Raw genomic sequence first — 26,611 nt, 5'->3', positions numbered from 1 at the left:
GAATGGCGAAGTTTTTAAACGAGACCTATTCCACCGTTACCGATTTCGCCAGGTTGCGAGGCTGGTCGACGTCCGTACCCATGAACACGGCGGTGAAGTAGGCGAGCATCTGGATCGGCAGCGCGTAGATGATCGGCGAGATGATTTCCGGCACGTCCGGCAAAACGATCGTCTCCATCGTCTTCACCGTAGCGTGCGCCGCGCCCTTGCCGTCAGTGATCAGGATGATCTTGCCGCCGCGCGCCGCCACCTCCTGCATGTTCGACACGGTCTTTTCGAAGATGCGGTCATGCGGGGCGATGACGATGACGGGCATGTTCTCGTCGATCAGCGCGATCGGCCCGTGCTTCAGCTCGCCGGCGGCATAGCCTTCGGCATGGATATAGGAAATCTCCTTGAGCTTCAGCGCACCTTCCATGGCCAGCGGAAAATTGGTGTCGCGGCCGAGATAGAGCACGTTCTTGTAGTGCGAGAGGTCGCGCGCGATCTTTTCGATCTGCCCGTCGAGCTTTAGCACCTGGTTGGCATAACGCGGCGCTTCCGACAGCTCGCGTATTAGCGTTTTCTCGTGCTCATGCGAAATCGTTCCGCGCGCCACGCCGGCCCGCACCGCCAGCGAGGCCAGCACGGAAAGTTGGCAGGTGAACGCCTTGGTCGACGCGACGCCGATCTCCGGGCCGGCCAATGTCGGCAGGATGACGTCGGATTCGCGCGCCATGGTCGATTCGCGCACATTGACGACCGCGCCGATCTTCATGCCAGCCTTGCGGCAGTAGCGCAGCGATGCCAGCGTGTCGGCGGTCTCACCCGATTGCGAGATGAAGAAAGCGGCATCGTTCTTCGACAGCGGCATCTCGCGGTAGCGGAACTCCGAAGCGACATCGATGTCGACCGGCAGCCGCGCATAGCGCTCGAACCAGTATTTGCTGATCAGCCCGGCGAGATAGGCGGTGCCGCAGGCCGAAATCGCCAGGCGGTCGATCTTGGCGAAATCGAACGGCAGAGCGAGCGGCTTCGAGGCGCCACCGACGAAATCGACATAATGCGCCAGCGTGTGCGAGATCACTTCCGGCTGCTCATGGATTTCCTTTTCCATGAAATGGCGGCGGTTGCCTTTGTCGACCATGAAGCTCGTGCTGAGCGACTGTTGGCGTTTGCGGTCGACCTTGTTGCCGCCCATGTCGAAAATATCGACCTCGTTGCGGCGCACCACCGCCCAGTCTCCGTCTTCCAGATAGGTGATCGAATTGGTGAACGGAGCAAGCGCGATGGCGTCGGAGCCAAGGAACATCTGGCCGTCGCCGTGACCGACGGCGAGCGGCGGGCCATTGCGCGCGCCGACGATCAGATCCTCGTCGCCCTTGAACATGATGGCGAGGGCAAAGGCGCCTTCCAGCCGCTTCAGCGCCTTATGCGCCGCCTCGACCGGCTTCAGCCCCCTGGCCAGTTCGCGCGCCACCAGATGCGCGACGACTTCGGTATCGGTCTGTGAGGCGAAGCTGTAGCCGTCGCGCATCAGCTCGTCGCGCAATTCGGCGAAATTCTCGATGATGCCGTTATGGACGATGGCGACGCCGTCGGAAAAATGCGGATGCGCATTGCTCTCGTTCGGAACGCCATGCGTGGCCCAGCGCGTGTGGCCGATGCCGATCATGCCGTCGAGCGGTTCGTCCTTCAGCCGGCGCTCGAGATTGACCAGCTTGCCCTCGGCGCGGCGGCGGTCAAGCCTGCCGTGCTCGATCGTGGCGACGCCGGCCGAGTCATAGCCGCGATATTCGAGCCTTTTCAACGCATCGACGATAAGCGGCGCGACCGGCGAGTTACCGACAATTCCAACGATACCGCACATCGCGCTTGCCCCCGATTCCGACCTCAAACCCGGCGCTATTTAGAGACTGCCGGGCTGTCGCGAAAAATCACATTCCATTTCGTCCGGTATCAGCCGGACTATCCTGCACAGATGCACCATGACAGGGCGCACTTGCAATCCGGTTACTGCAATTGCTCAGTTTCTCCGCTTCTGTATCCTATCTCGGCCCAACGGCTCCAGAAATCAGTCAAAGACATGATCCCGCTCGTCGCGCCTACACTTTTTTCCGGGCGGCCGCCGCCGAAGCAAACCGTTCGCGCAACTCCTTGCCCTTGCCGGGTAGAGTCCGCTGGCGGGCGCGGCCGAAGGCCAGCGCATCGTCGGGTACGCTTTCGGTGATGACGCTGCCCGACGCGATGTAGCCGCCCTTGCCAATCGACACGGGTGCCACCAGCGAGGAGTTCGAGCCGATGAAGGCACCCTCGCCGATATCGGTGAAGAATTTCGAATAACCGTCATAATTGCACGTGATGGTGCCGGCGCCAATATTGGCGCCTGCGCCGATGCGGGCATCGCCGATATAGGTCAGATGGTTGACCTTCGCGCCCTCCTCGACGATCGCCTGCTTTACTTCGCAGAAATTGCCGACCTTGGCCTTGTTTCTCAGATCGGCCCCGGGCCGCAGCCGCGCGAACGGCCCGACATCGCAATTCGACGCGATGGTGGCGCCTTCGATATGGCTGAAGGCATGGATCTTGGCGCCCGTCGCGATTTTCACGCCTGGGCCGAACCAAACATTGGGCTCGACAATCGTGTCGGCGCCGATCTCGGTGTCGTGCGAGAAGAACACGGTTTCGGGCGCAACCAGTGTCACCCCGGAAAGCATCGCTTCCTGCCGTCGACGCGCCTGCCAGATACCTTCCGCCTGGGCAAGCTCGGCACGGTTGTTGATGCCGAGCGCGTTCTCGAAACTGGCTTCGGTGGCTACGACATCAAGTCCCTGCGCAGCGGCGATCTCGACGATGTCGGTGAGATAATACTCGCCCTTGGCGTTCTTGCTGCCGACTTGATCGAGCAACTTCAGCGCGTGCCTGCCGGCGACCGCCATCAGCCCGCCATTGCAGAAGGTGATTTTCTTCTCCTCGTCCGAGCAGTCCTTCTCCTCGCGGATGGCCACGAGCTTGCCGGCCTTTTCGATAAGCCGGCCGTAGCCCGAAGGATTTTCCGTACGGAAGCCGACCACGACGACGGCCGCACCTTCGGCCAGCTTCAGCCGCGCCGCCGCGAGCGCTTCCGGATCGATCAACGGCGTGTCGCCAAACATCACCAGGATGTCGTCATACCCCTTTGATATCGCTGCGCGCGCGGCAAGCACGGCGTGCGCGGTGCCGAGACGTTTCTCCTGGACGAAAGCTTCGGCCTTGGGCGCAAACTTGAGTGCGGCCTTGCGCATGGCATCGGCGCCATGGCCGATCACCAGCGCCAGATCGCCGCTGCCGGCGGCTTCGGCCGCCTTGACGACATGGGCAACCATTGGCAGGCCGGCGATTGTGTGCAGCACTTTCGGCACGGCACTCTTCATGCGCGTGCCTTCGCCGGCAGCGAGGATGATGGACAGGCAGGATCTCTGGCTCATGGGGACAGCAACCGTTGAAAGGGGTCTGGAATCGCAGCGTTAGTAGCATCGGCGCCATGCTGCACCAATGCGGTTAAATTCCGGTGAGACGGTGGAACCTCCAACCCGCGGCACGCTCAGGCCCATCGGCTCAGGCGGCTTCCGCCTCGTTGCGTGATGCGAAGCTGGGGGCTCGGCCACGGCCGTATTGCCGTGGCGAACAGTTCATGACCCGCTTGAAGGCTGTGCTGAAGGCGGTTTCGGATTCGTAGCCGAGCGACAGCGCGATGACGGCGACGGGATCGCTGGAATTCGTCAGCCGATCCCCGGCCAGCAGCATTCGCCAGCGCGTCAAATAGTCCATCGGCGACGTGCCGACCGTCTCCTTGAATCTGAGCGCAAAGGTCGATCGCGACATGCCGGCCCGTTCCGCCAATTCCTGTAACGTCCAGCCATGCGCCGGATCGTCATGCATGGCGCTGATCGCCGCGCCCATCTGTTTGTCCGAGAGGGCAAAGAGCCAGCCGACGCCACCTTTCAATCCTTCTGAAAGATGCAGCCGCAACGCCTGAACCAGCATCATGTGAGCAAGGTGCTGGATCACCAGAAAGCCGCCCGGTTGTGGCTCGCGCAGCTCCTGCATCATCCGCTCCACCGACCAGCGCAGCGCCGACTTGTCCGACTCTTTGCGGATATGCACAATGGCTGGCAGCATCCGCAACAGGATGCCGGCATGATTGCCGCCAAGCGCGAAGCGGCTGCTGACCAGAAAGAAATCACCGCCGCCATTGTGGGTCACGACACCGCCGGCTCGCGCAGGCGGAAAAATCTTGACGGCTTCAACAGGCGACAAACTCATGTCGCTTGCAAGGCGGAAAGGCCGCCCACTCGGCAACAGGAAGCAGTCCCCCGTCTCAAGGCGCACTGCGTCGGCAACGCCCTCTACTGACAGCCAGCACCGGCCGGAGACCACCGCTCCGGTCTTGATGCTTTGCTGCTGGTCGGGGAACTGGATCGACCATTCACCACCTGCATCGAAGCCGGCCGACATATAGTTTCGCGGCTTCAGCAGCGAGAGCACATCTGAAAGAGGATCCACGTGTCATTCCGGACGATTGCAAAGACAATACGGACTTTACCGCATAGATCGTATTCTTTCAAGCGCCTATCACTACGTCACCGGGCCGCGAACATGGTCGTGGTCAGAAACGAACAAGGACAAGTCGTGATGCGTGTTTTCGTTACCGGAGCGACCGGATTCGTCGGTTCTGCCGTCGTTCAAGAGCTCATCGGCGCCGGCCATCAGGTGCTCGGCCTCGCCCGCTCGGAGGCGTCGGCCAAGTCGCTCGCCGCCACTGGAGCCGAGGTGCATCGAGGCGACCTCGAAGACGTGGAGAGCCTGCGCAGGGGCGCGGCAGCCGCCGATGCGGTTATCCACACCGGGTTCAACCATGACTTCTCGAAGTTCGCGCAAAACTGCGAGATGGACCGGTGTGCCATCGAGGCGATGGGCGGAGCACTCGAAGGCTCCGAGCGCCTCCTGCTCGTCACCTCGGGGACCGCGCTCCAGGCGCGGGGCCGTATCGCGACCGAGGAAGATGCGCCTGTCCCCTCTTCCGCTTCATATCCCCGCGCCTCCGAAGCAACAGCCGCCGCGCTGGCGGCACGCGGGGTGCGCGCATCGGTTGTCCGCCTTCCTCCGTCGGTCCATGGCCAGGGCGACCACGCCTTTGTTCCTATTCTCATCGACCTCGCTCGCAAGAAGGGCGTGTCGGCCTATATCGGCGAAGGGCTCAATCGCTGGCCTGCCGTGCATCGGTTCGATGCCGCCCGCGTCTACCGCCTTGCGCTCGAGCATGGAGCCGGTGGCGCGCGATATCACGCGATCGCCGAAGAAGGCGTGCCGTTCAAGGACATAGCCGGCGTGATAGGCCGTCGCCTGAACGTGCCGATCGTCGCCAAGTCCGCCGAAGAAGCCGCCGATCATTTTGGCTGGTTCGCGATGTTCGCAGCGATGGATGTCCCGACCTCGAGCGAACGGACTCACGCGCTGCTGGGGTGGCAGCCAAGCGGACCTGGGCTGATCGCTGATATCGACCAGCCGGGCTATTTCGAAGGCTGAACAGACCGCGTCGGGCTACAAACCTAGCCCAATTGCCCTAGCACCGGAAAATTCTCGAGCAGCCAATATGACATCGTCTGCACGCCGCCGGTCAGGAAAAACACGCCGGCGACCACCAGCAGCGCGCCGATGGCCTTTTCGACGCGGCCGAGATGGACGCGGAATTTCGAGAGAAAGCGCATGAAGGCGCCGGAAAACAGCGCAGCGATCAGGAACGGGATACCGAGGCCGAGCGAGTAGGCGGCAAGCAGCAGCGCGCCCTCGCCCACCGTCTCGCGGCCGCCGGCAAGCGTCAGGATCGGCCCCAGCACCGGGCCGATACAGGGCGTCCAGCCAAAGGCGAAGGCCAAGCCCATGACGTAAGCGGCGATCAGGCTGGCCGGCTTGCCTTGCGACTGGAAGCGCGCCTCGCGTGAAAGCAAAGGGATACGCAGTACGCCGAGGAAATTCAGCCCCATCAGGATGATCAGCACACCGGCCACCATTGCCAGCGGCTCCTGCCAGACCCGCAATAAATGGCCGATGGTCGAGGCGCCGGCGCCGAGCGCGACGAAGACGGTCGAGAAGCCGAGCACGAAGGCGATGGAGGAATTAACCAGCGCGCCTCGCGCACCGGCCTTTGCCGTAATGCCGGCCTCGCCGCGGAAATCGTCGACGGACACGCCGGCCATATAGCACAGGTAAGGCGGCACCAGTGGCAGCACGCAGGGGGACAGGAACGAAATTGCTCCCGCCCCGATCGCACTGACATAGCCGACGTCCAACGCCATTTCCGTCTCCCGATGACTGCGCAGCATATAGCCGCGACAACAGCCGTCCGCCAATCACCATCGCGTGGCCCCATCACATTGGGTAGCAAGTCGACGCCCTCGCCTGGTTCAATGGAGAACAGCGCGGGAAGAAAGGGCAGCCAAGCAGCGTTGATCAGAAGAAGCCGCGGTTCCGCGCGCTTTTTCGAACATTCCGGGAGAAGTCCATGAAAACGATCGTAATTGGCATGGCGGCGCTTTTGCTCGGCACTGCCGGATCCTTCGCCGCCGAGGCGTGGAAGGAAGCGGAGGTCGGCGGCACCAAGATCTACACCGACGCCAGCGGCATGACGCTCTACACTTACGACAAGGACGAGGCCGGCAAGTCGAACTGTTACGACAAATGCGCCGCCAATTGGCCGCCGCTGAAGGCTGACGCCAACGCCAAGGCCGAGGGCGAATGGACGATCGTCGACCGCACCGACGGCACCAGGATGTGGGCCTACGAAGGCAAGCCGCTCTACACGTTCATCAAGGACAAGAAGGCCGGCGACGTCACCGGCGAGGGCGTCGGCGGCGTCTGGCATATCGCCAAGGCCGACTAAGCCTTGAGCTTCTGATCCGCTGTAACAGGCGGTAACACGGCTGGTCGCTGGGAGCTTGACCCAACCGCCCCGGCGGCCAACTTTTCAGTACGCCAATTCCTTGCAACTATCCGGGCAAATGCCGGGCTACCGATTGCGCGCTTCACAGCATCTGTTCAAGCGGGGCTGGCGCGTGCTCGATGTTTCTCTTATATCCGCGGGAGAGTTTGTCCCGTTCTCCAGGATCAATTGCCGGGTTTGTCCAGCGATAGGCTGCTCATTTCCCTTGTCCAGGATTGCGGAAATCGCATGGTGCGCCGTTGGGTTGCGCATTCGGTGCAGGGCCGCATTTTGACTGCTTGGCCTTGACCGGATGCAAAAGCGCGGCCATGTGAGCGACACATTGAACGAGATTTCGTCGCGCGCAGCGGAATTCTTCTGCCGCATCACAACTGATATGAGACCGTATGGACGTCGTCGTCGTCGAATCGCCGGCCAAGGCGAAGACAATCAACAAGTACCTCGGCAAGAACTACAAGGTTCTGGCTTCGTTCGGCCATGTCCGCGATCTGCCGGCCAAGGATGGCTCGGTGCGTCCGGATGAGGACTTTGCCATGTCCTGGGCCGTCGACACCGCGTCTGGAAAGCGTCTCGCCGATATCGCCAAGGCGGTCAAGGACGCCGACGGGCTGATCCTCGCCACCGATCCGGACCGCGAGGGCGAAGCGATCTCCTGGCATGTCCTGGAAGTGCTGAAGCAAAAGCGCGCGTTGAAGGACAAGCCGGTCAGCCGCGTCGTCTTCAACGCCATTACCAAGGCGTCGGTGCTGGAGGCGATGGCCAATCCGCGCCAGATCGATGCGCCGCTGGTCGATGCCTATCTCGCCCGCCGTGCGCTCGACTATCTGGTCGGCTTCACGCTGTCGCCCGTGCTGTGGCGCAAGCTGCCCGGCGCCCGGTCCGCCGGCCGTGTCCAGTCGGTGGCGCTGCGTCTGGTCTGCGACCGCGAATCCGAGATCGAGCGCTTCGTCCGCGAGGAATACTGGCAGGTCGCCGCCATTCTCGGCACGCCGCGCAAGGAAAATTTCGAGGCGCGGCTGACCACCTTCGAACGCAAGAAGCTGCAAAAGCTCGACATTTCCAACAAGGCGCAGGCCGACGACATCAAGGCGATGCTCGAAGGCGCCAGCTTCAAGGCGGCGTCGGTCGAAGCCAAGCCGACCAAGCGCAATCCCGGGCCGCCCTTCACCACCTCGACGCTGCAGCAGGCAGCCTCGTCGGGTCTCGGCTTTTCGGCCAACCGCACCATGCAGGTGGCGCAGCGGCTCTATGAGGGCATGGAGATCGGCGGTGAGACCACCGGCCTGATCACCTATATGCGGACCGACGGCGTGCAGATGGCACCGGAGGCGATCTCTGCCGCACGCGATGCGATCACCAAGGAATTCGGTGCCAAATACCTGCCTGAAAAGGCGCGCTACTATTCCGCCAAGGCCAAGAATGCCCAGGAGGCGCACGAAGCGATCCGTCCGACCGATTTCATGCGCACGCCGGCTTCCGTCAGGCAGTATCTCGACGCCGACCAAGCGCGGCTTTACGAGATGATCTGGAAACGCGCCATCGCCAGCCAGATGCAGCCGGCCGAGATAGAGCGCACCACGGTCGAGATCGAGGCCATCAACGGTTCGCGTACCGCCGAGCTTCGTGCTGTCGGCTCCGTTGTTCGCTTCGACGGCTTCCTTGCTGCCTACATCGAGCAAAAGGAAGAAGATTCGGAAGACGAGGAAAGCCGCCGCCTGCCCGAGATCCGTGCCGGCGAGCAGCTCACACGCGAGGCGATCAACGCCACCCAGCACACCACCGAGCCGCCGCCGCGTTATTCGGAAGCTTCGCTGATCAAGAAGCTGGAAGAGCTGGGCATCGGCCGGCCGTCGACTTATACGGCGATCCTGAAGACGCTCGAGGATCGCGATTACGTCACTATCGACAAGCGCAAGCTGGTGCCACAGGCCAAGGGCCGGCTATTGTCAGCCTTCCTCGAAAGCTTCTTCGAGCGTTATGTCGAGTACGACTTCACCGCTTCGCTCGAGGAGAAACTCGATGAAATCTCCGACGGCAAGCTCGCCTGGAAGGACGTGCTGCGCGATTTCTGGAAGGATTTTTCCGGCGCCGTCGCCGACATCAAGGAGCTGCGGGTCACCGACGTCCTCGATGCGTTGAACGAGGAACTGGCGCCGCTGGTGTTTCCCGCGCGCGAAGACGGTTCGAACCCGCGCATCTGTCCGAAATGCGGCACCGGCAACCTGTCGCTGAAGCTCGGCAAGTTCGGCGCCTTCGTCGGCTGTTCGAACTATCCCGAATGCTCCTTTACCCGCCAGCTTGGCGACGCCGCCAATCCCAATGGCGAGAACGGCGGTGGCGAAGACGGCACCAAATTGCTCGGCAAGGACCCCTATACCGCCGAGGAGATCACGCTGCGCAATGGCCGGTTCGGCCCCTATATCCAGCGCGGCGACGGTAAGGATGCCAAGCGCTCCAGCCTGCCCAAGGGCTGGACTGCCGATTCGATCGATCATGAAAAGGCGCTCGCCTTGTTGTCGCTACCGCGCGACGTCGGCAGGCATCCGGAATCCGGCAAGATGATTTCGGCCGGGCTGGGGCGCTACGGGCCGTTCGTGCTGCATGACGGCACCTACGCCAATCTCGACAGCATCGAGGACGTGTTCTCGATCGGCCTCAATCGCGCCGTCTCGGTGATCGCCGAGAAGCAATTGAAGGGCAAAGGCGGCCGCAATGGCGGCACAGCCGCTGCGCTCAAGGAACTTGGCGAGCATCCTTCCGGCGGCGGCAAGATCGTCGTGCGCGACGGCAAATACGGCCCTTATGTGAATTTCGGCAAGGTCAATGCGACGCTGCCGAAGGGCAAGGATCCGCAATCGGTGACGATCGACGATGCCGTGGCGCTCATTGCGGAAAAGGAAGCTAAGGGCGGCAATGGCGCCAGGAAGCCCTTCCGCAAAGCGGCCGCGCCTGCCAAGAAACCAGCTGCAGCCAAAAAACCGGCGGCCAGGAAAAAGGGATAGGACGGGTTGGCGCGCAAAGTCTCCGGAAGAAGCCACGGCGATCTGCGCACCGCCGATACCCGCGCCAAGGTCAGGGACAATTACCGGCCGTCACGCGACGAGATACTGCGTTACATCGCCGAAAATCCGGACCGCGCCGGAAAACGCGACATCGCCAAGGCGTTTGCGCTACGCGGCGAAGACCGTATCTGGCTGAAGGACGTCTTGCGCGACCTGCAGGATGAAGGCCTGCTGACCAAGGAGCGCAAGCGGCTCGCCCGTGTCGGCGCCCTGCCCCACGTCGCGGTGCTCGACATCTTCGGCCGTGACGCCGACGGTGTGCTGCTGGCGCACCCGACCGAAGCGATCGGCAATGGCGAACCGGCGGTCATAGCGATCCGCGTGTCGCGCGGCGGCAATGGGCCGACGCCTGGTATCGGCGACCGCGTGCTGGCCAAGACCTTTCCGACCGACGACCCGGCAGGCCCCGCCTATACCGGCCGGGTTATGAAGATATTCGAGAAGCGCACCGATGCGGTTCTCGGCGTTTTTCGCGTGCTGAAGGACGGCACGTTCCGCATCGAGCCGGTGGAAAGGCGCCAGCCCGAGCTGGTCGTCGACAAGGAATTCCAGAACGGCGCCAAGAACGGCGACCTGGTCGAGGTCGAGCCGGCGCGGGCCTCCCGCTACGGGCTGCCGAGAGCCAAGGTTCTAGCGGTGTTGGGCTCGCTGACCAGCGAAAAGGCGGTCTCGATGATCGCCATTCATGCACACGACATTCCGCATATTTTTCCCGCCGACGTCATCGCCGAGGCGGAGGCGGTCAAGCCGGCGACGCTTGCCGGCCGCGAGGATTGGCGCGAGCTGCCGCTGCTCACCATCGATCCGGCCGACGCCAAGGATCATGATGACGCGGTGTTCGCCATGCCCGACACCGACGAGAAGAACGCCGGCGGCGTGGTTGTCACCGTCGCCATTGCCGATGTCGCTGCATACGTGCGCTATGGCACGGCGCTCGATCGCGAAGCGCTGAAGCGCGGCAATTCTGTCTATTTCCCCGACCGCGTCGTGCCGATGCTGCCGGAGCGCATCTCGAACGACCTCTGTTCACTGCGCGAGGGCCAGGATCGTCCGGCGATAGCGGTGCGGATGACTTTCTCGGCCGATGGCCACAAACTCAGACACTCGTTCCATCGCGTCATGATGAAGTCGGCGGCGAAACTCGCCTATCAGCAGGCGCAAGCGGCGATCGACGGCGCACCGGACGACACGACTGGCCCGATCCTCGATGCGGTGCTGAAGCCGCTATGGGACGCCTACGGGATCCTGAAGCGCGGCCGCGACACGCGCCAGCCGCTTGAACTCGATCTGCCCGAGCGCAAGATCCTGCTCAAGCAGGACGGCACCGTCGACAAGGTCGTCGTGCCGGAGCGGCTCGACGCGCACAAGCTGATCGAAGAGTTCATGATCCAGGCCAATGTCGCCGCCGCCGAGACACTCGAGGCGAAGCGGCAGGCGCTGGTCTACCGCATCCACGATGCGCCTTCGCTTGCCAAGCAGGAATCGCTGCGTGAATTCCTGCAGACGCTAGGCCTGTCGTTGGCGCGCGGCGCGCAGATGCGGCCGAACCAGTTCAACGGCATCCTCGCTCGTGTGCGCGGCGCCGACAATGAGGGACTGGTCAACGAAGTGGTGCTGCGCTCGCAAAGCCAGGCCGAATATTCGCCCGCCAATATCGGCCATTTCGGCCTCAACCTGAAGCGCTACGCGCATTTCACCTCGCCGATCCGTCGCTATGCCGACCTGATCGTGCATCGCGGGCTGATTGCCGCACTCGGCCTTGGTCCGGGGGGCCTGACGCAGGACGAGGCGGAGCGGCTGGAAGAGGTCTCGGCGCTGATTTCGGCGACCGAGCGGCGCGCGATGGCGGCCGAGCGCGACACGGTCGACCGGCTGATCGCCGCCTATCTCGCCGAGCGCATCGACGACCGTTTCGACGCCCGTATCTCGGGCGTCACCAAATCGGGCCTGTTTGTCCAATTGCCGCAGTATGGCGCGGATGGCTTCATTCCGGTTTCAACCCTGGGCGGCGACTACTATTTATACGACGAAACTGCTCGATCGCTTTTCGGAGAACGCACCGGCAAGGGCTATCAGCTTGCTGATCGCGTCGAGGTTCGCCTGATCGAGGTGGCGCCGATGGCCGGCGCGATGCGTTTCGAGATGCTGACCGAGCCAAAGCCGCTGCCCGGCTCCAAACGGTCGTTCCACAAGGCCAAAGGCCGCGCCCGGGCGTCGCAATCGCGTCCAGGCTCCCGCGGCAGGAGACGGTAATGCCAACAGAACTGCAGGTGGAAGAACGGGTTTTCGGCGGCGAACATCACTCGGGCCGGACCGCCCGGCCGCTATGGACGGCAATGAAGCGCGGCATGCTCGGCCGCTGCCCGCATTGCGGCGAGGGCAAGCTGTTTCGCGCCTTCGTCAAGACCGTCGACAAATGCGATCGTTGCGGCGAGGAGCTCCACCACCATCGCGCCGACGACCTGCCGGCCTATCTTGTGGTGGTCATTGTCGGCCACATCGTGCTTGGCGCTTTCATGGGTGTCGAGGCGACCTCGACGCTGTCGACCTGGCAGCACATCGCCATCTGGGTGCCATTGACCATCATTCTCGCCGTCGTCCTGCTGCAGCCAGTCAAGGGCGCTGTCATCGGCTTGCAATGGGCGTTTTATATGCACGGCTTTGGCGGTGACGAAGATCTGATCGAGTCGCATCCCGAGGCTTGAAACCGAGGCTGGCGCAATCGGCATGGCTGGACGCCACTTTCGCATCAGAGAAGATTCCGCTAGGTCGAGCGCATGGACGTTGTGACCAAGGCGGAAGTCGACAAGGTTGAGCGGGTCGCGCTCGACGCCAAGCCTATACGCCCGCGCGACGCCGCGACGCTGATCCTGCTCGACGGCAAGGGCGACGAGATCCTGGTGCTGATGGGCCGCCGCCACGCCCATCATGCCTTCATGCCGGGAAAATTCGTGTTTCCGGGCGGCCGCACCGATCCGGCCGACAGCCACATCCCGACAGCCACCGCACTTCATCCCGACGAAGAAGCGAGATTGACCGCTGGCATCGGCCGCACCAGCCCGGCCCGCGCCCGCGCCATTGCCCTGTCGGCAATCCGCGAAACCTATGAGGAGGCTGGCCTGCTGATCGGCCAAAAAGGGGTCTTCGCAACCGCCAAGCGCGACTGGCAGGGCTTTGTCGAGCACCGCGTCATCCCATCACTGCAAGCGCTGCGCTTCGTCGCACGCGCCATCACCCCGCCCAACCGGGTGCGCCGGTTCGATACGCGCTTTCTCGCCGCATGGCGCGACGATGTCGCCGTGGAACTGCCGGATGGCGGTCCGACCAACGAATTGGAGGACGTCGTTTGGCTGCCGCTGGCCAAGGCCAGGCAAGCAGATATCCCAGACATCACGCGCACGGTCCTGGAGGGACTGGAAACCCGCCTCGCCCAGGATCCGCTGCTGAGCCCCGGCGGTCGCGTGCCGTTCTACCGGCTTGTCCGCAATCGCTTCGTCCGCGAAATTCTCTAGAGCAGCCAGGCATTCCATGACAGTCGACATCCAGCCGCAGGGCAAGGAACGCGTACACTGGCTGCCGATGGTCGCGGCGATCTCGTCGATCAGCGTCGTCGGCATTGCCATCGGCCTCGGCATGCCGCTGCTCAGCGTGATTCTTGAAACGCGCGGCCACTCCGCGTCGATGATCGGCCTCAACACCGCGGTCGCCGGCCTCGCCTCGATCGCCGGCGCACCGCTCGCCACTCCGCTTGCCATGCGGTTCGGGGTCGCCTGGACAATGCTTGCCATGATTGCGGCCGGAGCGCTGGCCTTTGTCGGTTTCCATTTCGCGCCAGCTTTCTGGATGTGGTTTCCGCTGCGGGTCCTGCTGCATATCGCGCTGACGGTGCTGTTCATCCTGTCGGAATTCTGGATCAGCACCTCGGCGCCACCACACCGGCGCGGACTGGTCCTCGGCATCTATGCCACCGTGCTGTCTCTCGGCTTTGCCGCCGGGCCTTGGCTGTTCGCCCACCTTGGCAGCAGCGGTTTCCTCCCTTTCGGCGTCACCATCGCGCTGGTTACGCTGGCTGCCATACCGGTGCTGGCGGCACGCAACGAGAGCCCGACGATCGTCTCGGACGGCGAAACCAGCAATTTCCTGCGTTATATCTGGCTGGTGCCGACGGCGACCGCCGCCGTGCTGGTGTTCGGCGCGGTCGAGACCGGCGGCTTTGCGCTGTTCCCCGTCTATGGTAGCCGCATCGGCTACTCAGAGGCGGACGCAGCCCTTTTGCTCACCATGATCGGCCTCGGCAACGTGCTGCTTCAGATCCCGATCGGCATGATCAGCGACCGCGTCAGCGACCGCCGCTATTTGCTTATGGCCTGTGCCACCGTCGGGCTTGCCGGCACAATCTTCATGCCGTTCTTCGCGCAGAACTGGCATTTGATGGCAGCGCTTCTGTTCGTCTGGGGCGGTGTGGTCGCTGCTATGTACACAATCGGCCTGGCGCATCTCGGCTCACAGCTTTCCGGCCATGAATTGGCCTCCGCCAACGCCGCTTTCGTGCTCTGTTACGGCGTCGGCATGGTGCTTGGCCCGCAGGCGATCGGCATCGGCATGGACGCTTTCGGACCGTCGGGCTTCGGTTGGGCGCTCGGCCTGTTCTTCGCCTGCTATATCGTGCTGGTCGGCACCAGGCTGCTCCGCAAAATCCTCTGAGTCGGCCCAGCTGCCGACATCGCTCCCACTGCTGACCAACTACTGACACAACCATGTCAGGAGGGCTCGAGTATATGCTCCTCCAAAGTGCATAAGCAGGGAGACCTCGGATGATCGATAGTGGCTTTGAAACGAAATCGCTGCGGATGGAATTGCTGCTGCTGGTGACCTTTCAGGCACCGGCAGCTGATGTCGATCGCATCATGGAAGCGGTGGTCGCGATCGCGCCGCTCAGAATGGGCAAATATGACAGCAATGCCTTTCAGTCGGCGGACGGCATCGAACGCTACCGGCCGCTTGAAGGTGCCGCCGCCGGCGCCGAGACGGAATTGCGCAGGCGGCCTGGGACTGTCGAGGTGTCGTTCGAACTGCCAGATGACCAGAAGCTCGCCGCTCGCGTCGTCGAAGCGATTTACCAGGTTCACAGCTATCAGGAGCCGGTGATCCGCATTCAGCCACTGCTTGCCAGCCGCTCCAAGGGTCTCGACGACCGCGCCAACCCGAACCGCTGGTGGAACACGACGGGCGATTGGAAGAAGGTGTTGCCAGTCACGGAAGACGCATGAACCTGGACAAGGGTTGACTTTCCGGGCGCGTTCTTTATGTGTCGCGGCAAGTTTCCCGCGTCCGGGTGTTTCCCGTGCTCCAGCGGCCAAAACTCCACGAACATTAACGGACGAACATCATGGCCAAAGCCGCAAACATCAAGATCAAGCTTCTGTCGACCGCCGACACCGGTTTCTTCTACGTAACCAGCAAGAACAGCCGCACCAAGACGGACAAGCTGTCGTTCCGCAAATACGACCCGGTCGCCAAGAAGCACGTCGAATTCAAGGAAACCAAGATCAAGTAATCGGGTTTCTCTCGCAGTACTGAAACGCCGCCTCCGGGCGGCGTTTTTCGTTTCGGGAATTCAGGACTAGAGCATTTTGCAGCCAAATGGAATCATTTGGCGTTCGCATAAATGCAGCAAAACAGATAGTTAGAGCGAGTTACCGGTTCCAAGAGAACCGGAACCGCCCTAGTCGATGCGATCGCCGCTTGCCGGATCGAACAGATGCAGCGACGCCGGATCAGCCGACAGGCGCACACCCTCACCCGGTTTCACGCTGGCCCGGCCCATGGCAAACACGCAGACCTGCTGGCCGGCAAGCCTGGTATAGAACTGGGTCGACAAGCCGAGCGGCTCCACCACGCCCACCTCGCCTTTCAGCGCGCCATTGTCGACGAGCCGGATATGCTCGGGCCGCAAGCCTACGGTGATCGCATCGCCATCCCTGAGCGGCAGGCCGTCGGGCAGCCTCAGCTTCTGGCCGTCGGCCAGGATGGCATCCGGCCCGGCGCCCTTTTCAACCACGGCAGGCAGAAAATTCATGCCGGGCGAGCCGATGAACCCGGCGACGAACATGTTGACCGGCCGGTCGTACAGATCCAGCGGCGCGCCGACCTGCTGGACGAGGCCGTCATGCATGACGACGATACGGTCGGCCATTGTCATCGCTTCGGTCTGGTCATGGGTGACATAGACCGAAGTGGTCTTCAATTGCTGGTGCAGCGCCTTTATCTCGGCACGCATGTGGACGCGCAGCTTGGCGTCGAGGTTCGAAAGCGGCTCGTCGAAGAGAAAAACCTTCGGGTCACGCACGATGGCCCGTCCCATGGCGACGCGCTGGCGCTGGCCGCCGGACAATTGCCGCGGCAGGCGTTGCAGAAGGGCATCGAGCCCGAGCCGCTTGGCGGCGGCGTCCACCCTTGCTTCGATGGCTGGCTTGCCGGCCTTCCTCAGCATCAGGCTGAAGCCCATGTTCTTCGACACGTCCATATGCGGATAGAGCGCGTATGACTGAAACACCATGGCGATGTCGCGGTCCTTTGGCGCGATGTCGTTAACCAGGCGCTCGCCAATATGGATCTCGCCGCCGGAGACCTCCTCCAGCCCGGCGATCATGCGCAGCAGGGTCGATTTCCCGCAGCCGGACGGGCCGACCAGGACCACGAACTCGCCGTCGGCGATTTCGAGATCGACCGCATGCAGGACGCGCACGGCTCCATAGTCTTTGCGGACTTTGTCGAGTGTGACGGAGGCCATCGATCTATCCCTTGACGGCGCCGGCGGTAAGGCCGGTGACGAGGTAACGTTGCAGGAAGGCAAAGAAGACGCAGACGGGGATCAGCGCCAGGATGGAAGCCGCCATCATTTGTCCCCAGTCGACCGCGAATTTGCCGATATAGGTGAGCAAGCCGACCGCGAAAGTCTTCTGGTCGTCGCTGGAAATCAGCATCAGCGCAAACAGCAACTCGCTCCACGCGGCGGTAAAGACGAAACCAAGCGTCGCCCCCATGCCGGGCAGCGTCAGCGGCACGATCACCTTGCGCATCGCCTGCAGGCGCGTGCAGCCGTCGATCATCGCTGCCTCTTCCAGGTCTCGCGGGATGCCGTCGAAGAACGACTGCATCAGGAAGGTTGCAAAGGCTGTATTGAAGGCGGTGTAGATGATGACGAGGCCGGTCAGGCTGTTGATGAGACCGATCTGCCCCATGATGCGGTAGATCGGCGGAATGACCATCACCAGCGGGAAAGTCTGGGTGAGCAAAAGCAGGATGGCCAGGGTCGCCTTGCCGCGGAACGAAAAACGCGACATGGCGTAGCCGGCAAGCGTGGCAATGACCGTTACGAAGGCGGCCGTCGACACCGAAACGATAACGCTGTTTAGGAAATAGCGCGGAAAATCGGTGGCTTCGAGCACGGTGACGAAGTTCTGCAGCGTCGTTTGCGACGGCCAGAAAGTGATGCCTTCGGAATAGAGCAGCCGCTCCGGCGTGACCGAGATCTTCAACGTCCAGAAGATCGGGAACAGCGCGAAGGCCATATAGGCGCCGATCGCGCCGTAAAGGCCGATGCCGCCGAGAACGCGCGAGGAGACGGAGCGTCCGGCAATCATCAGACGTGCCTTACCAGCGAACGGCGGATGCCGATCAGCGCAACCGCATAGACGATGAGCAGCACGAGCAGCAGCACCGCCACAGCGGAGGCATAGCCCTTGTCTAGCGACTTGAACGCGCTGACGTAGATGTAGACCGGCACCGTGGCCGTCGAACCGGCAGGCCCGCCTTCGGTCATGACGAAGATCAGGTCGGCGAAGGTGGCGATCCATATCGTGCGCAGCATGACGGTAATGACGATGGTCGGCGCCAGGAACGGCAGCGTCACCTTGGTAAAGCGTTGCCACGGCGAGGCGCCGTCGATGGCCGCCGCCTCATGCAGTTCTGACGGGATCGACTTCAACGCCGCCAAAAGCGTGATGGCAAAAAAGGGAATGCCGAACCAGACATTGGCGACGATCGGTCCCCACATGGCTGTCGAGGGATCGGAGAGCACGTTGGTTGGCTCGGTCTTCAGCCCCGAGGCGTAGAGCCAATGCGGCAGCGGCCCGATGATCGGGTTGAACAGCCAGGCCCAGGTCAGGCCCGAGAGGAAGGACGGTACCGCCCAGGGCAGGAACACCACCGCCTGCACGATCTTTCTGCCCCGGAACGGCGTGTCTAGCAGCAGCGCCAGGCCAAGGCCGAGGAAGAACTGGAAGAACAGGCTGGCTGCCGTCCACCACAGCGTGTTGACGAGCGCCTGCCCGAGCACGGGATCCGACAGCATCGCCTGATACTGCCCAAGTCCGACATATTCGGATTTGAAAGCGGAGAATTTGCGGAACGAGTAACCGATACCGATAACCAGCGGCACCAGCAGCACAACGACCAGCAGCACGATCGCCGGGCTGAGATAGAGCCAGGGCTCGATTGCGGCATGGGATAGCCGCTTTTTTCGCGGCCTGCCGACGGATCGTATTTCGGACACGGCGTAGGTCATGGGTGCTGGATCGTCTCCTGGGGCAAGCATGGGCTGGCGACAGCGCCTCTCCCGTTTACGGGGAGATGCCGGTCCACCCTCCGCCGCTGCAGCGCAGCTGCTGCGGAGGACGGGCAGGCAGATGAGAGGCAACACGAGCCACGACGGGTTGGCGCCGCCCCTCATCTGTCACTTTTTGACACCTTCTCCGCGTGAACGGGGAGAAGGGAGGAAAGCTATCTCTTGTTCTTGGCCATCCAGTCCTGCTGTTCCTTGGTCAGGAACTTGGCCCATTCGTCGGCCACGTCCTTTGCCGCCTTCTGACCAAGCAGCACTTCCTGAAAATTCTTGATCGCCACCTGGTCGACGAAATTGCCGAGATTTTCCAGATGCGTCGGAGGCGTCACCATCTCGTATTTGTCGCCGTTGTTCAGTTCCTCGAACCAGCCTTTGAACTGCTCGGTCCTGAAGTGAGCGTCCTGGTCGGCGCCGTTGTGGATTGGAATGACGCCGACTTCCTTTGCCCATTCCAGATTGTCCTTGGGCGACAAAAGCGTTGCCATCAGCTTCCAGGCATCGTCCTTGTGCTGGGAATTGGCGAACATCGCCCAGCCGGCATAACCGAGCGTCGGATAGGATTTGCCGCTCGGCCCGACTGGCATCGGCGCCACGGCGAAGTCGTCGGCGCTCATCTTGTCGGCGATGCCGAGCAGCGCGTCGGGATCTTGGTTCAGCATGGCGCAGGTGCCGCTATAGAACCCGGTGACGGTCTCGTTAAAACCCCAGCTCACCGCGTCCTTCGGCGCCAGGCCGTTCTTGTACATGTCGGCGAGCATCTGCAGGCCCTTGACCGAGCCTTCCTCGTTGATGGTCGAGGTGCCGTCCTCGTTGAAATAGCCGCCCTTGCCCGCGGCAATGTTCATGAACATGTGCATCCCGTTGAAGGCGCCAGGGCCGCCGCGCAGGCAGTAGCCGTATTTGCCCGGTATTGCCGAGATTTTTTTGGAGTCCTCGACGAATTCATCGAGCGTCGCCGGCGGACCGTCCAGACCGGCCTCCTTGAACAGCTTCTTGTTCCAGAACAGCGCGTTCAGGTAATAGCCGTAAGGGATCATGTACTGCTTGCTGTCGACCGTCGAGCCGAACTGCTTGGCACGCTCGCCCAGCGTTTTGGCATCGTCCCATTTGGCCATGTATGGCCCGAGATCCTCGAGCTGGCCGTTGGTCGCATAGAGGCCCATCCAGCGTTCCGGCATCTCGACGATGTCGGGCGTGTCGCCGGCCTGCACCATGGTAAGGAACTTCTCGAACGCCTGGCCCCAGGGCAGCGATACCAGCTCGACCTTGACACCCGGATTGGCCGCCTCGAACTCGGCGATCTGCTTCTTGAGGAATTCGGTACGCGGCGGGCTGGTGATGACCTCGACCATCTTGACCGTGGAATCGGCCAGCACGCTGCCGGCGGAAATCGCCAGACCTGCGACGGCACCAAGAAGGATGCTCAGTTTTTTCATGTTCAGCACTCCCATTTTGAACGGCTCCATTTATCTTTTTGCTTTGTCGAACGCCTGGGCAACGTCAGCCCACAGGCCTTCGACACTTTCCAATCCGACACTGAACCGGATGGTTCGCGGGCTGACGCCGAAGCGCGCCATCGAATTCAGGCCCGGCGTCTGCTCGAGCGAGGCCTTTGCTGGAACGACCAGGCTCTCATGGCCGCCCCAGCTGACGCCGATGCGAAAGAGTTTCAGCGCATCGACGAAAGCCGGGATGTCGACGTCTTCCGTCACCTCGAATGAGAACAGCCCGGCATAGCCGGCAAGCGTCGCCTTGCCCGGATGGTTGGAATAGGCCGGGTGGTTGACCCGCTCGACATGGCCATGCGCTTTCAGCCGTTCGGCGATGGTCAGCCCGCTCTTCATGTGATGCGGCAACCGCAGCGGCAATGTGCGCAGCCCGCGCAGCAACAGCCAGGCCTCGAAAGGCGAAAGTTTGCCGCCGAGGTAGGAATAGGTCTGCTCGTTGATATGTCGGATATGGGCAGCCGAACCGGCCACCACACCGGCGACGGTATCGCTGTGGCCGCCGAGGTATTTCGAGGCCGAATGCAGCACCAGGTCGACCCCGTGCGAAATCGGCTTCTGGAACACCGGCGTCGCCCAGGAATTGTCGATCGTGGTGACGATGCCCTGCTCTTTGGCCAGCCGCGCCAGGTGGGTTATGTCCTGGAGCTCGAACATCATCGACGTCGGGCTTTCCAGGTAGAGCAGCTTGGCGCCGGGGAGTGCCGCGGCGACCGCGTCCGGATCGGAACCGTCGACATAGTCGACCTTGATGTTGAGCCGTGGCAAAAGCCCTTCGAACAGCCGGTAGGCATCGCCGTAGCAATTGCGCACGACAACCATGCGCTCGCCGGCACCGACGAAAGCAAGCACCGTGGCGCTGATCGCCGCCATGCCGCTGGAAAAGCCGCGCGCGGCCTCCGCGCCTTCGAGAGCGGCGACACGCGCCTCGAACTCCATGACCGTCGGGTTGTCGCCGCGCGAATAGATCGGCTGGCGTCGCCTGCCGGCGAATGTATCGGCCATCTCCGAATAATTGGAGAAGGTGAAGAGCGAAGTCTGGTAGATCGGCGGCACCACGGCACCGCCGGGGAAAGGTTCGTCATGGGCGAGAAGCGTCGCCGCCTCGGCGAGATAGTCGTTTTCGAAACCGGCGGGATGATCGCTCATTTCTGGCCTGAAAGTTCGAGTTTGGCCGCGCCGCGCTTCAGATCGTCCTCGACGGTGGCGATCAGCTTGAGCGCCTCGGCCCGGGCCCCCTCCGGATCGTGCGCGGCAATGCGTTCGTAGATGGTGCGGTGGTAAGGAAAGCTGGCGTGGCCGAAATCACGCACGCCGAGCGGATGTTCCCAGAAACGGTGGAACAGTTCGTGCATTGCGGCGATGATCTGCTCGAAGAGCGGATTGCCGGAACTGCGGTAGATCGACTGGTGGAATTCCCAGTCCTCCTCCGCCGACATCCCGGCGCGCATGTGGAAGGCCTGCTCCATAGTGTCGAGCTTGCGCCCGATCTCGGCGATCTCGGCCTGGTCCGCGCGAACGGCGCACAGGGCAGCGGCTTCCGCTTCCAGTGCCCGGCGGATTTCCAGCGTCTGCATCAGGCTTGTGAAATCATTGCCGCCGGCCAGCGTCAGCGGCATGTGCAGCATGTCCAGCGAGACCACTCCCTTGAGATAGGTGCCGCTGCCTTGCCGCCGTTCGACCAGGCCGAGCCCTTCCCAGCGCGTCAGCGCCTCGCGCACGGTGTTGCGGCTCACCTTGAGGCGCTCGGCCAGTATGCGTTCGGTCGGCAGTCTCTGGCCGGGCCCGAGAGCTTCCCGCATTACAAAGCCGGCCAGCGCCTTCAGCACCGCGTCGTCGCGAGCAGTTGCCTGTATGGGGGAAAGACCGAATTCGGTCATGCCAACGGGTCACCAAATGGCTCAATGGTCCAACCAATTTCTGCATAGAAGACAGGCCCTGTCAACCGACTGCGGGCGCATACGCTCTGCCCAGCCGGCAATTTCAAAGGGCGCTGTCGCTGTCGCAACAAAACCAAAGCGTTTTCCGGGTCTTGGCGCAGAATCCTGATGTGTTTTGAAAATTGGGGGCCGGCCGGCGTTTGGCAGCGGTACGAGGAGGCCACTATGTGCCAGCGCCGGCCAGCCGACCCCACGGAGCCAGGAGATGCGGCGGACCTGAGCATCATGGGGTATTCTTTGGGTCGAACCGGCGATCTAGCCTCGTGCCGGTTACGTCTAAGGGCTGCACATTTGCGCAACAACTTATGAAAATCAACAGTTTCTTAACCAAGCCTCGCAACTCGCTTGGATTAAGGTAAATTCGTAACCTTGTCGGGTTGTCTGACTAATTCGTCTATGGTGCTACGCCGCCTTGGCGACGACCCGATTGCGGCCGCCGCTCTTGGCCTCATAGAGCGCAAGGTCGGCGCGTTTCATCAGCGCCGCGACCGTGTCCATGCCTTTCAGCACCGACGACACGCCGACGCTGACGGTGACTTCGATCGCTTTGCCCTCGCTGCCAACGGCAAACGGCAGTTGGGCGATTTCGGCGCGAATGCGTTCGGCTACCTTTTCGGCTACCGCGCCGTCCGTGTCCGGCATCACCACAACGAACTCCTCGCCACCGAAGCGGCAGGCTAGATCGATGCCGCGCACATTCTTGCGCAGCCGCCGCGCGAATTCGCGCAGCACGTCGTCGCCGCCGTCATGGCCGTACGCGTCGTTGATGGTCTTGAAGCGATCCAGATCGGTGATCATCACCGACAGCGGCCGGCGCCGTGCTACGGCGCGGTCGAACAGCGTCTGCAGATGGCTGTCCAGATAGCGGCGGTTGTGCAGGCCGGTCAGTGCATCGGTCACCGCCATCTCTATGGTCTGGGTGACACTGGCGCGAAGCTGGTCGTTGTAGCGCTTGCGGCGCACCTGCGTGCGCAGCCGCGCCGTCAGCTCCTGCTGGTCGATCGGCCGCATCAGATAATCGTTGATGCCGAGTTCGAGGCCGCGGATGATACGCCCCTCCTCGCCCTCGTCCGCCAGAAGGATGATCGGCAGGAAACGGGTGCGATCAAGCGAGCGCAATTGCGAGCAGAGCCTCAGCGGGTCGAAATCGGCGAAGGCCGTCGAGATCATCACGCATTCGTAGGGCAGCTCGGCGGCCTGGAAGAAGCCGGCATGCGGATCGTTGGCGACGTCGAGAGCGGCACTGCCGCGCAGCATCTTCTGGATGCGCTCGAACGAGGATTTGCGCTCGTCGACCAGCAGCACCTTCGGCACCGCCTCATCGGTAGCGAAGTTGCGGCTCAAAAGCTCCTCGATGCCGATATTGCGGGTCGTCGAGGCGCGCAGCCGCAGCTCGTCGGTGAGCGACTTCAGCCTGACCAGGCTCTTGACGCGCGTCATCAACTGCAGATCGTTGACCGGCTTGGTCAAAAAATCGTCGGCGCCGGCCTCGAGGCCGCGCACCCGGTCCGAAACCTGGTCGAGCGCGGTGATCATCACGATCGGGATGTGCGATGTCGCCGGGTCGCCCTTCAGCCGCCGGCAGACCTCGAACCCGTCCATGTCGGGCATCATCACGTCGAGCAGCACGACATCGACCTTGCCGTTCTCGCAGATCTCGATCGCGTCCGGCCCGTTGGTGGCGGTCAGAACCTCGAAATATTCGGCGAGCAGCCGAACCTCCAGCAGCCTGACATTGGCTGGGATGTCGTCGACGACGAGGATCCGCGCGGTCATTTCACAAAGCTCCGGCTCGGCTGGAAAGATACATCAGGCATCGCCCAGGTAGGATTTGATGGTTTCGATGAAACGCGGCACCGAGATCGGCTTGGAGATATATGCCTCGCAGCCGCCCTGGCGAATGCGCTCCTCGTCCCCCTTCATGGCGAAGGCGGTGACCGCAATGACCGGGATGACGTGGAGATCATCGTCCTCCTTCAGCCATTTGGTGACCTCGAGGCCCGATACTTCCGGCAGCTGGATGTCCATCAGGATGAGGTCCGGCCTGTGCTGCCGCGCCAGATCCAGCGCTTCGAGGCCGTTACGTGTGCGCACCGTCTCGTAGCCGCTCGCTTCGATGAGGTCGCGAAAGAGCTTCATGTTGAGCTCGTTGTCTTCGACGATCATAACCTTCTTTGGCATCGATTTCCCGTCCCGGCTGACCTTCCACTCGAAGGGTGCCGTCATGCGCCCCTTGTCGGCACGCACCAAACCTGTTCCCACTATACGGCAATATGATTGACGAAACGGAAACCGGCCGCCCTAAAAGCGTTCGGATTCCAGGTCGGCGAGCTTGCTGCCGGCGACACTTGCCACTACTGCGAAAACAGAACGATTCCGCCCACGAAGGAAGGTAGCGATGGCAAACGCAGCGTCAATGCGCGAGGAAGCGGAAACCATTGCCGTAAAGGCGCTGGGCTTCGTCGCCGCCGATCCGGAACTTCTGCCCCGCTTCCTGGCGATCACCGGCATCGAAGCTCATTCCATCCGCCAGGCGGCGGGTGAACCGGGATTCCTGGCCGGCGTGCTGCAGTTCATCCTTGCCCACGAGCCGACGCTGATGCGTTTTTCCGAGGAGACCGGAACGCCGCCCGCCGCAGTCGGCAAGGCATTGCGGGCGCTGCCGCTCGGCGACGACAATCATGAGCATTCGATATAAGGGACGATCCCGAGACAGATCGCCGCGCCGAAAATCGTGAGTGCACTCGGGCTTTGACGCCAGCCGCGTGGAGAGCAATTCCAGGAAAAGGGTGAAACGGTTTTCCGTCCGGAGTTGCGCAAAAATAAAGACATGGAGCGGATCGGCGCTTTCGTGAAACGATGAACCGCTCCAAGCTCGGCATTTAGGGTTTCAACTTCGCCCCTGCCCCGCCATTGTCATTCTCGCCCGAGCCATGATCCGGAACGGTAACATCGCTTGGGTCCATGAAGGGGTTGTCCTGAACGGCATCGGCCGGCTTCAGCATGGCGCCGTTGACCGTGACCGAGCCGTCTGCCTTGGCGTTGATGATCCATTCCAGTCGACCATCCGGCAGTGCCTTGCCGAACCCTTTGACGGCGAGTGCGAACGGAAAATGCTGTGCCGCTTCCGGTTCGGTCTTAGCCGCCGTCTGCAGGGCCTCCACGATCTTGTCATAGCCCGCGACATCGATGGTCATGCTCGCCTCGGGCTTCTTGCCGGGGAACGTAATTTCGCCTTCCATCGCAATCTCGATGTTGCCGTTCTTGATCGTGCTGTGTCCGAGAACGGCCTTTGGCGTCTTGGCCAGGAAATCGGCGAAGATCTGCTTGCCGAAATCTGCCGGCAGCGGTGGATCCTTGCTGAAATCAAGGGTTTCGATGGTTTTCTTCGCCATGCTGTCCAGATCGATGTTGGTGCCGCCGAAGTTGAGGTCGATATCCGTCGGCAGCAACGCGACGCTCCAGCTGGGCAGCACCTGCTGTGGCGTTGTCAGGCCGGAAACCTTGAACGCGTAGTTGATCTTGCCGTCCTTGGCGATGCCGTCCATGCCGACGGCAGTCTTCAGTTGCGTCGCACCGAACATGCCTACCGGGCTCTCCACCACAAAGTCCTTGAAGCCGTAGGTGCCGTCGATCCGCTCCCACAATGGCAGTGCTGCCGTCAGAAGCGATTTGAACTCCGCCTCATCCGCCTTGAATTTGGCTGCATCATCAGTCGCCACGATGAAAGCAAGCAGGTCGAGCAGCGGCTTTGTCCGCAAACCCTTGCCGGTCGCGTCCACGGAAAGTTCAGGTGCTTTTACAGCAGCCGGAAAACTCAACCCATTTTTGGGATCGTTGACTTTGATCGTTTCGGCGAAGTTCGTTATTTTTTCCGTCACCGTGAAATCGATGCCGCCATTTGCGGACTTGGTCGAAACTATTGCGGCAGTGCCAGCGCCGACCGTGACATCCGCCTGCTGCTTAGGCTCTCGGGTAGTCATCGTCATGCCAGCCATCGAACCGGTTGCGCTCGCGAAAGCGGCCAGGTCAGGGTCATAAACTCCGGTGAACTTGTTGTCCGACACGGAGAAGTCGATGTGCTGCGCCCCCTCAGGGCCAACGAAATCGATAGACCCCTTCGGGGACACGTCCGCCGAAACGTCCCAGTGTCCATCCTTGCGTGGCTTGACCAAGATGAAGTAAGGCGTGACGTCGAACTTGAAGGCCTGCTGCTTTGCCATCAAATCCGTGACCGGCTTGAAGTCGAAAGCGAGCTTGTAGGCATCGCCGTCGACTGAAATTTTCACGAACCCGATGTCGAACGGCTTCTTGCCGATATAGTGCGCCAGGTCGTCGGAAAGCTGCTTTGCGCCTTGCCTGTCGACCGCTTGGCCGAAGGCCGGTGCGCTGCAGGCAAGAAGTAAAACAACTGGCAAAACGCGCTTCATGTCGATCCTCACTTAGTCGCGGCCCTCAAGCCGTTCTATCACTGGTAGGCAAATACCATCGCAGCCGCAAGACAAGGTCTATATGTT

General features: G+C 62.1%; 23 protein-coding genes. 10 read left to right on the top strand and 13 right to left on the bottom strand.

Annotated features, from left to right (window positions below; translation table 11 throughout):
- Positions 1 to 25: 25 nt before the first annotated feature.
- The 3 genes from glmS to NKH98_RS09880 form a co-directional block, all read right to left on the bottom strand.
- Positions 26 to 1,849 (bottom strand): glutamine--fructose-6-phosphate transaminase (isomerizing), encoded by a 1,824-nt coding sequence (glmS, locus tag NKH98_RS09890; protein WP_254820154.1) that lies wholly within the window; start codon positions 1,847 to 1,849, stop codon positions 26 to 28.
- Positions 1,850 to 2,084: 235 nt separating this feature from the next.
- Positions 2,085 to 3,446, bottom strand: a complete 1,362-nt coding sequence (gene glmU / locus NKH98_RS09885; protein ID WP_352897972.1) for a bifunctional UDP-N-acetylglucosamine diphosphorylase/glucosamine-1-phosphate N-acetyltransferase GlmU — start codon at positions 3,444 to 3,446, stop codon at positions 2,085 to 2,087.
- Between the two features lie 130 nt (positions 3,447 to 3,576).
- Positions 3,577 to 4,524: an AraC family transcriptional regulator gene (locus NKH98_RS09880; protein ID WP_352897971.1), complete on the bottom strand. Its 948-nt coding sequence runs from the start codon at positions 4,522 to 4,524 to the stop codon at positions 3,577 to 3,579.
- A gap of 129 nt (positions 4,525 to 4,653) precedes the next feature.
- Here NKH98_RS09880 and NKH98_RS09875 point away from each other — a divergent pair, with 129 nt between their 5' ends.
- Entirely contained in the window at positions 4,654 to 5,547 is an 894-nt protein-coding gene (locus tag NKH98_RS09875) for an SDR family oxidoreductase (RefSeq protein ID WP_352897969.1), read from the top strand.
- A 23-nt stretch (positions 5,548 to 5,570) separates the two neighbouring features.
- Here NKH98_RS09875 and NKH98_RS09870 read toward each other — a convergent pair whose 3' ends face one another.
- Positions 5,571 to 6,317 (bottom strand): cytochrome c biogenesis CcdA family protein, encoded by a 747-nt coding sequence (locus tag NKH98_RS09870; protein WP_254820150.1) that lies wholly within the window; start codon positions 6,315 to 6,317, stop codon positions 5,571 to 5,573.
- A gap of 206 nt (positions 6,318 to 6,523) precedes the next feature.
- On the opposite strand from NKH98_RS09870, the gene NKH98_RS09865 reads away from it, so the two are divergent.
- The 8 genes from NKH98_RS09865 (at position 6,524) to rpmG (ending at position 15,580) form a co-directional block, all read left to right on the top strand.
- The gene (locus NKH98_RS09865) at positions 6,524 to 6,901 is read left to right on the top strand and encodes a COG4315 family predicted lipoprotein (RefSeq protein ID WP_352897967.1); all 378 of its coding nucleotides are present in this window, start codon (positions 6,524 to 6,526) and stop codon (positions 6,899 to 6,901) included.
- Positions 6,902 to 7,347: 446 nt separating this feature from the next.
- Positions 7,348 to 9,963, top strand: a complete 2,616-nt coding sequence (gene topA / locus NKH98_RS09860) for a type I DNA topoisomerase (RefSeq protein ID WP_352897964.1) — start codon at positions 7,348 to 7,350, stop codon at positions 9,961 to 9,963.
- 6 nt (positions 9,964 to 9,969) lie between these two features.
- Positions 9,970 to 12,276, top strand: a complete 2,307-nt coding sequence (gene rnr, locus NKH98_RS09855) for a ribonuclease R (RefSeq protein ID WP_502894219.1) — start codon at positions 9,970 to 9,972, stop codon at positions 12,274 to 12,276.
- Positions 12,276 to 12,728, top strand: coding sequence for a DUF983 domain-containing protein (locus tag NKH98_RS09850; protein WP_352897963.1), 453 nt, complete (start codon positions 12,276 to 12,278; stop codon positions 12,726 to 12,728). Before rnr ends, NKH98_RS09850 begins: the two co-directional genes overlap by 1 nt.
- 72 nt (positions 12,729 to 12,800) lie before the next feature.
- Positions 12,801 to 13,535: an NUDIX hydrolase gene (locus tag NKH98_RS09845; RefSeq protein ID WP_352897961.1), complete on the top strand. Its 735-nt coding sequence runs from the start codon at positions 12,801 to 12,803 to the stop codon at positions 13,533 to 13,535.
- A 16-nt stretch (positions 13,536 to 13,551) separates the two neighbouring features.
- Complete coding sequence (locus NKH98_RS09840; RefSeq protein ID WP_254820145.1) at positions 13,552 to 14,727, top strand: MFS transporter; 1,176 nt, start codon at positions 13,552 to 13,554, stop codon at positions 14,725 to 14,727.
- Positions 14,728 to 14,837: 110 nt separating this feature from the next.
- Complete coding sequence (locus NKH98_RS09835; protein ID WP_352650484.1) at positions 14,838 to 15,293, top strand: YqfO family protein; 456 nt, start codon at positions 14,838 to 14,840, stop codon at positions 15,291 to 15,293.
- 119 nt (positions 15,294 to 15,412) lie between these two features.
- Positions 15,413 to 15,580 carry a 50S ribosomal protein L33 gene (rpmG, locus tag NKH98_RS09830; RefSeq protein ID WP_006201775.1) on the top strand — a complete coding sequence of 56 codons (168 nt, stop codon included), beginning with the start codon at positions 15,413 to 15,415 and terminating at the stop codon, positions 15,578 to 15,580.
- A 168-nt stretch (positions 15,581 to 15,748) separates the two neighbouring features.
- Here rpmG and NKH98_RS09825 read toward each other — a convergent pair whose 3' ends face one another.
- From NKH98_RS09825 to NKH98_RS09790, 8 genes are all read right to left on the bottom strand, one after another.
- A complete protein-coding gene (locus NKH98_RS09825) occupies positions 15,749 to 16,816 on the bottom strand; it encodes an ABC transporter ATP-binding protein (protein ID WP_352897960.1) in 1,068 nt (355 codons plus the stop codon).
- A gap of 4 nt (positions 16,817 to 16,820) precedes the next feature.
- Complete coding sequence (locus NKH98_RS09820) at positions 16,821 to 17,669, bottom strand: carbohydrate ABC transporter permease (RefSeq protein WP_352706594.1); 849 nt, start codon at positions 17,667 to 17,669, stop codon at positions 16,821 to 16,823.
- Positions 17,669 to 18,592 carry a carbohydrate ABC transporter permease gene (locus tag NKH98_RS09815; RefSeq protein WP_254820141.1) on the bottom strand — a complete coding sequence of 308 codons (924 nt, stop codon included), beginning with the start codon at positions 18,590 to 18,592 and terminating at the stop codon, positions 17,669 to 17,671. The genes NKH98_RS09820 and NKH98_RS09815 overlap by 1 nt, the downstream gene beginning before the upstream one ends.
- A gap of 215 nt (positions 18,593 to 18,807) precedes the next feature.
- Positions 18,808 to 20,085, bottom strand: a complete 1,278-nt coding sequence (locus NKH98_RS09810; protein ID WP_352897957.1) for an ABC transporter substrate-binding protein — start codon at positions 20,083 to 20,085, stop codon at positions 18,808 to 18,810.
- Between the two features lie 30 nt (positions 20,086 to 20,115).
- On the bottom strand, positions 20,116 to 21,303 hold the full coding sequence (locus NKH98_RS09805; RefSeq protein ID WP_352897955.1) for a PLP-dependent transferase: 1,188 nt from the start codon (positions 21,301 to 21,303) through the stop codon (positions 20,116 to 20,118).
- The gene (locus NKH98_RS09800) at positions 21,300 to 22,034 is read right to left on the bottom strand and encodes a FadR/GntR family transcriptional regulator (RefSeq protein WP_352806885.1); all 735 of its coding nucleotides are present in this window, start codon (positions 22,032 to 22,034) and stop codon (positions 21,300 to 21,302) included. Before NKH98_RS09800 ends, NKH98_RS09805 begins: the two co-directional genes overlap by 4 nt.
- A 462-nt stretch (positions 22,035 to 22,496) precedes the next feature.
- Positions 22,497 to 23,870 carry a PleD family two-component system response regulator gene (locus NKH98_RS09795; RefSeq protein ID WP_352897952.1) on the bottom strand — a complete coding sequence of 458 codons (1,374 nt, stop codon included), beginning with the start codon at positions 23,868 to 23,870 and terminating at the stop codon, positions 22,497 to 22,499.
- Between the two features lie 33 nt (positions 23,871 to 23,903).
- Positions 23,904 to 24,275: a response regulator gene (locus NKH98_RS09790; protein WP_006334976.1), complete on the bottom strand. Its 372-nt coding sequence runs from the start codon at positions 24,273 to 24,275 to the stop codon at positions 23,904 to 23,906.
- 217 nt (positions 24,276 to 24,492) lie between these two features.
- Here NKH98_RS09790 and NKH98_RS09785 point away from each other — a divergent pair, with 217 nt between their 5' ends.
- Positions 24,493 to 24,792, top strand: coding sequence for a DUF3572 domain-containing protein (locus NKH98_RS09785; RefSeq protein WP_352448688.1), 300 nt, complete (start codon positions 24,493 to 24,495; stop codon positions 24,790 to 24,792).
- Between the two features lie 184 nt (positions 24,793 to 24,976).
- Here the strand turns inward: NKH98_RS09785 and NKH98_RS09780 are convergent, their stop codons facing one another.
- Positions 24,977 to 26,524: a hypothetical protein gene (locus NKH98_RS09780; protein WP_352897950.1), complete on the bottom strand. Its 1,548-nt coding sequence runs from the start codon at positions 26,522 to 26,524 to the stop codon at positions 24,977 to 24,979.
- Positions 26,525 to 26,611 lie beyond the last annotated feature (87 nt).

This window comes from Mesorhizobium sp. M0833, assembly GCF_040319905.1.
Lineage (GTDB): Bacteria > Pseudomonadota > Alphaproteobacteria > Rhizobiales > Rhizobiaceae > Mesorhizobium.
The sequence above is the reverse complement of the archived record's forward strand: the minus strand, read 5'-3'. Positions and strand labels throughout refer to the sequence as shown.

What these genes read in the sequence shown, in the direction of transcription:
- glmS (WP_254820154.1), bottom strand. Translation starts at nt 1,849, where the DNA reads ATGTGCGGTATCGTTGGAATTGTCGGTAACTCGCCGGTCGCGCCGCTT.
- glmU (WP_352897972.1), bottom strand. Translation starts at nt 3,446, where the DNA reads ATGAGCCAGAGATCCTGCCTGTCCATCATCCTCGCTGCCGGCGAAGGC.
- NKH98_RS09875 (WP_352897969.1), top strand. Translation starts at nt 4,654, where the DNA reads ATGCGTGTTTTCGTTACCGGAGCGACCGGATTCGTCGGTTCTGCCGTC.
- NKH98_RS09870 (WP_254820150.1), bottom strand. Translation starts at nt 6,317, where the DNA reads ATGGCGTTGGACGTCGGCTATGTCAGTGCGATCGGGGCGGGAGCAATT.
- NKH98_RS09865 (WP_352897967.1), top strand. Translation starts at nt 6,524, where the DNA reads ATGAAAACGATCGTAATTGGCATGGCGGCGCTTTTGCTCGGCACTGCC.
- topA (WP_352897964.1), top strand. Translation starts at nt 7,348, where the DNA reads ATGGACGTCGTCGTCGTCGAATCGCCGGCCAAGGCGAAGACAATCAAC.
- NKH98_RS09850 (WP_352897963.1), top strand. Translation starts at nt 12,276, where the DNA reads ATGCCAACAGAACTGCAGGTGGAAGAACGGGTTTTCGGCGGCGAACAT.
- NKH98_RS09845 (WP_352897961.1), top strand. Translation starts at nt 12,801, where the DNA reads ATGGACGTTGTGACCAAGGCGGAAGTCGACAAGGTTGAGCGGGTCGCG.
- NKH98_RS09840 (WP_254820145.1), top strand. Translation starts at nt 13,552, where the DNA reads ATGACAGTCGACATCCAGCCGCAGGGCAAGGAACGCGTACACTGGCTG.
- NKH98_RS09835 (WP_352650484.1), top strand. Translation starts at nt 14,838, where the DNA reads ATGATCGATAGTGGCTTTGAAACGAAATCGCTGCGGATGGAATTGCTG.
- rpmG (WP_006201775.1), top strand. Translation starts at nt 15,413, where the DNA reads ATGGCCAAAGCCGCAAACATCAAGATCAAGCTTCTGTCGACCGCCGAC.
- NKH98_RS09825 (WP_352897960.1), bottom strand. Translation starts at nt 16,816, where the DNA reads ATGGCCTCCGTCACACTCGACAAAGTCCGCAAAGACTATGGAGCCGTG.
- NKH98_RS09820 (WP_352706594.1), bottom strand. Translation starts at nt 17,669, where the DNA reads ATGATTGCCGGACGCTCCGTCTCCTCGCGCGTTCTCGGCGGCATCGGC.
- NKH98_RS09815 (WP_254820141.1), bottom strand. Translation starts at nt 18,592, where the DNA reads ATGACCTACGCCGTGTCCGAAATACGATCCGTCGGCAGGCCGCGAAAA.
- NKH98_RS09810 (WP_352897957.1), bottom strand. Translation starts at nt 20,085, where the DNA reads ATGAAAAAACTGAGCATCCTTCTTGGTGCCGTCGCAGGTCTGGCGATT.
- NKH98_RS09805 (WP_352897955.1), bottom strand. Translation starts at nt 21,303, where the DNA reads ATGAGCGATCATCCCGCCGGTTTCGAAAACGACTATCTCGCCGAGGCG.
- NKH98_RS09800 (WP_352806885.1), bottom strand. Translation starts at nt 22,034, where the DNA reads ATGACCGAATTCGGTCTTTCCCCCATACAGGCAACTGCTCGCGACGAC.
- NKH98_RS09795 (WP_352897952.1), bottom strand. Translation starts at nt 23,870, where the DNA reads ATGACCGCGCGGATCCTCGTCGTCGACGACATCCCAGCCAATGTCAGG.
- NKH98_RS09790 (WP_006334976.1), bottom strand. Translation starts at nt 24,275, where the DNA reads ATGCCAAAGAAGGTTATGATCGTCGAAGACAACGAGCTCAACATGAAG.
- NKH98_RS09785 (WP_352448688.1), top strand. Translation starts at nt 24,493, where the DNA reads ATGGCAAACGCAGCGTCAATGCGCGAGGAAGCGGAAACCATTGCCGTA.
- NKH98_RS09780 (WP_352897950.1), bottom strand. Translation starts at nt 26,524, where the DNA reads ATGAAGCGCGTTTTGCCAGTTGTTTTACTTCTTGCCTGCAGCGCACCG.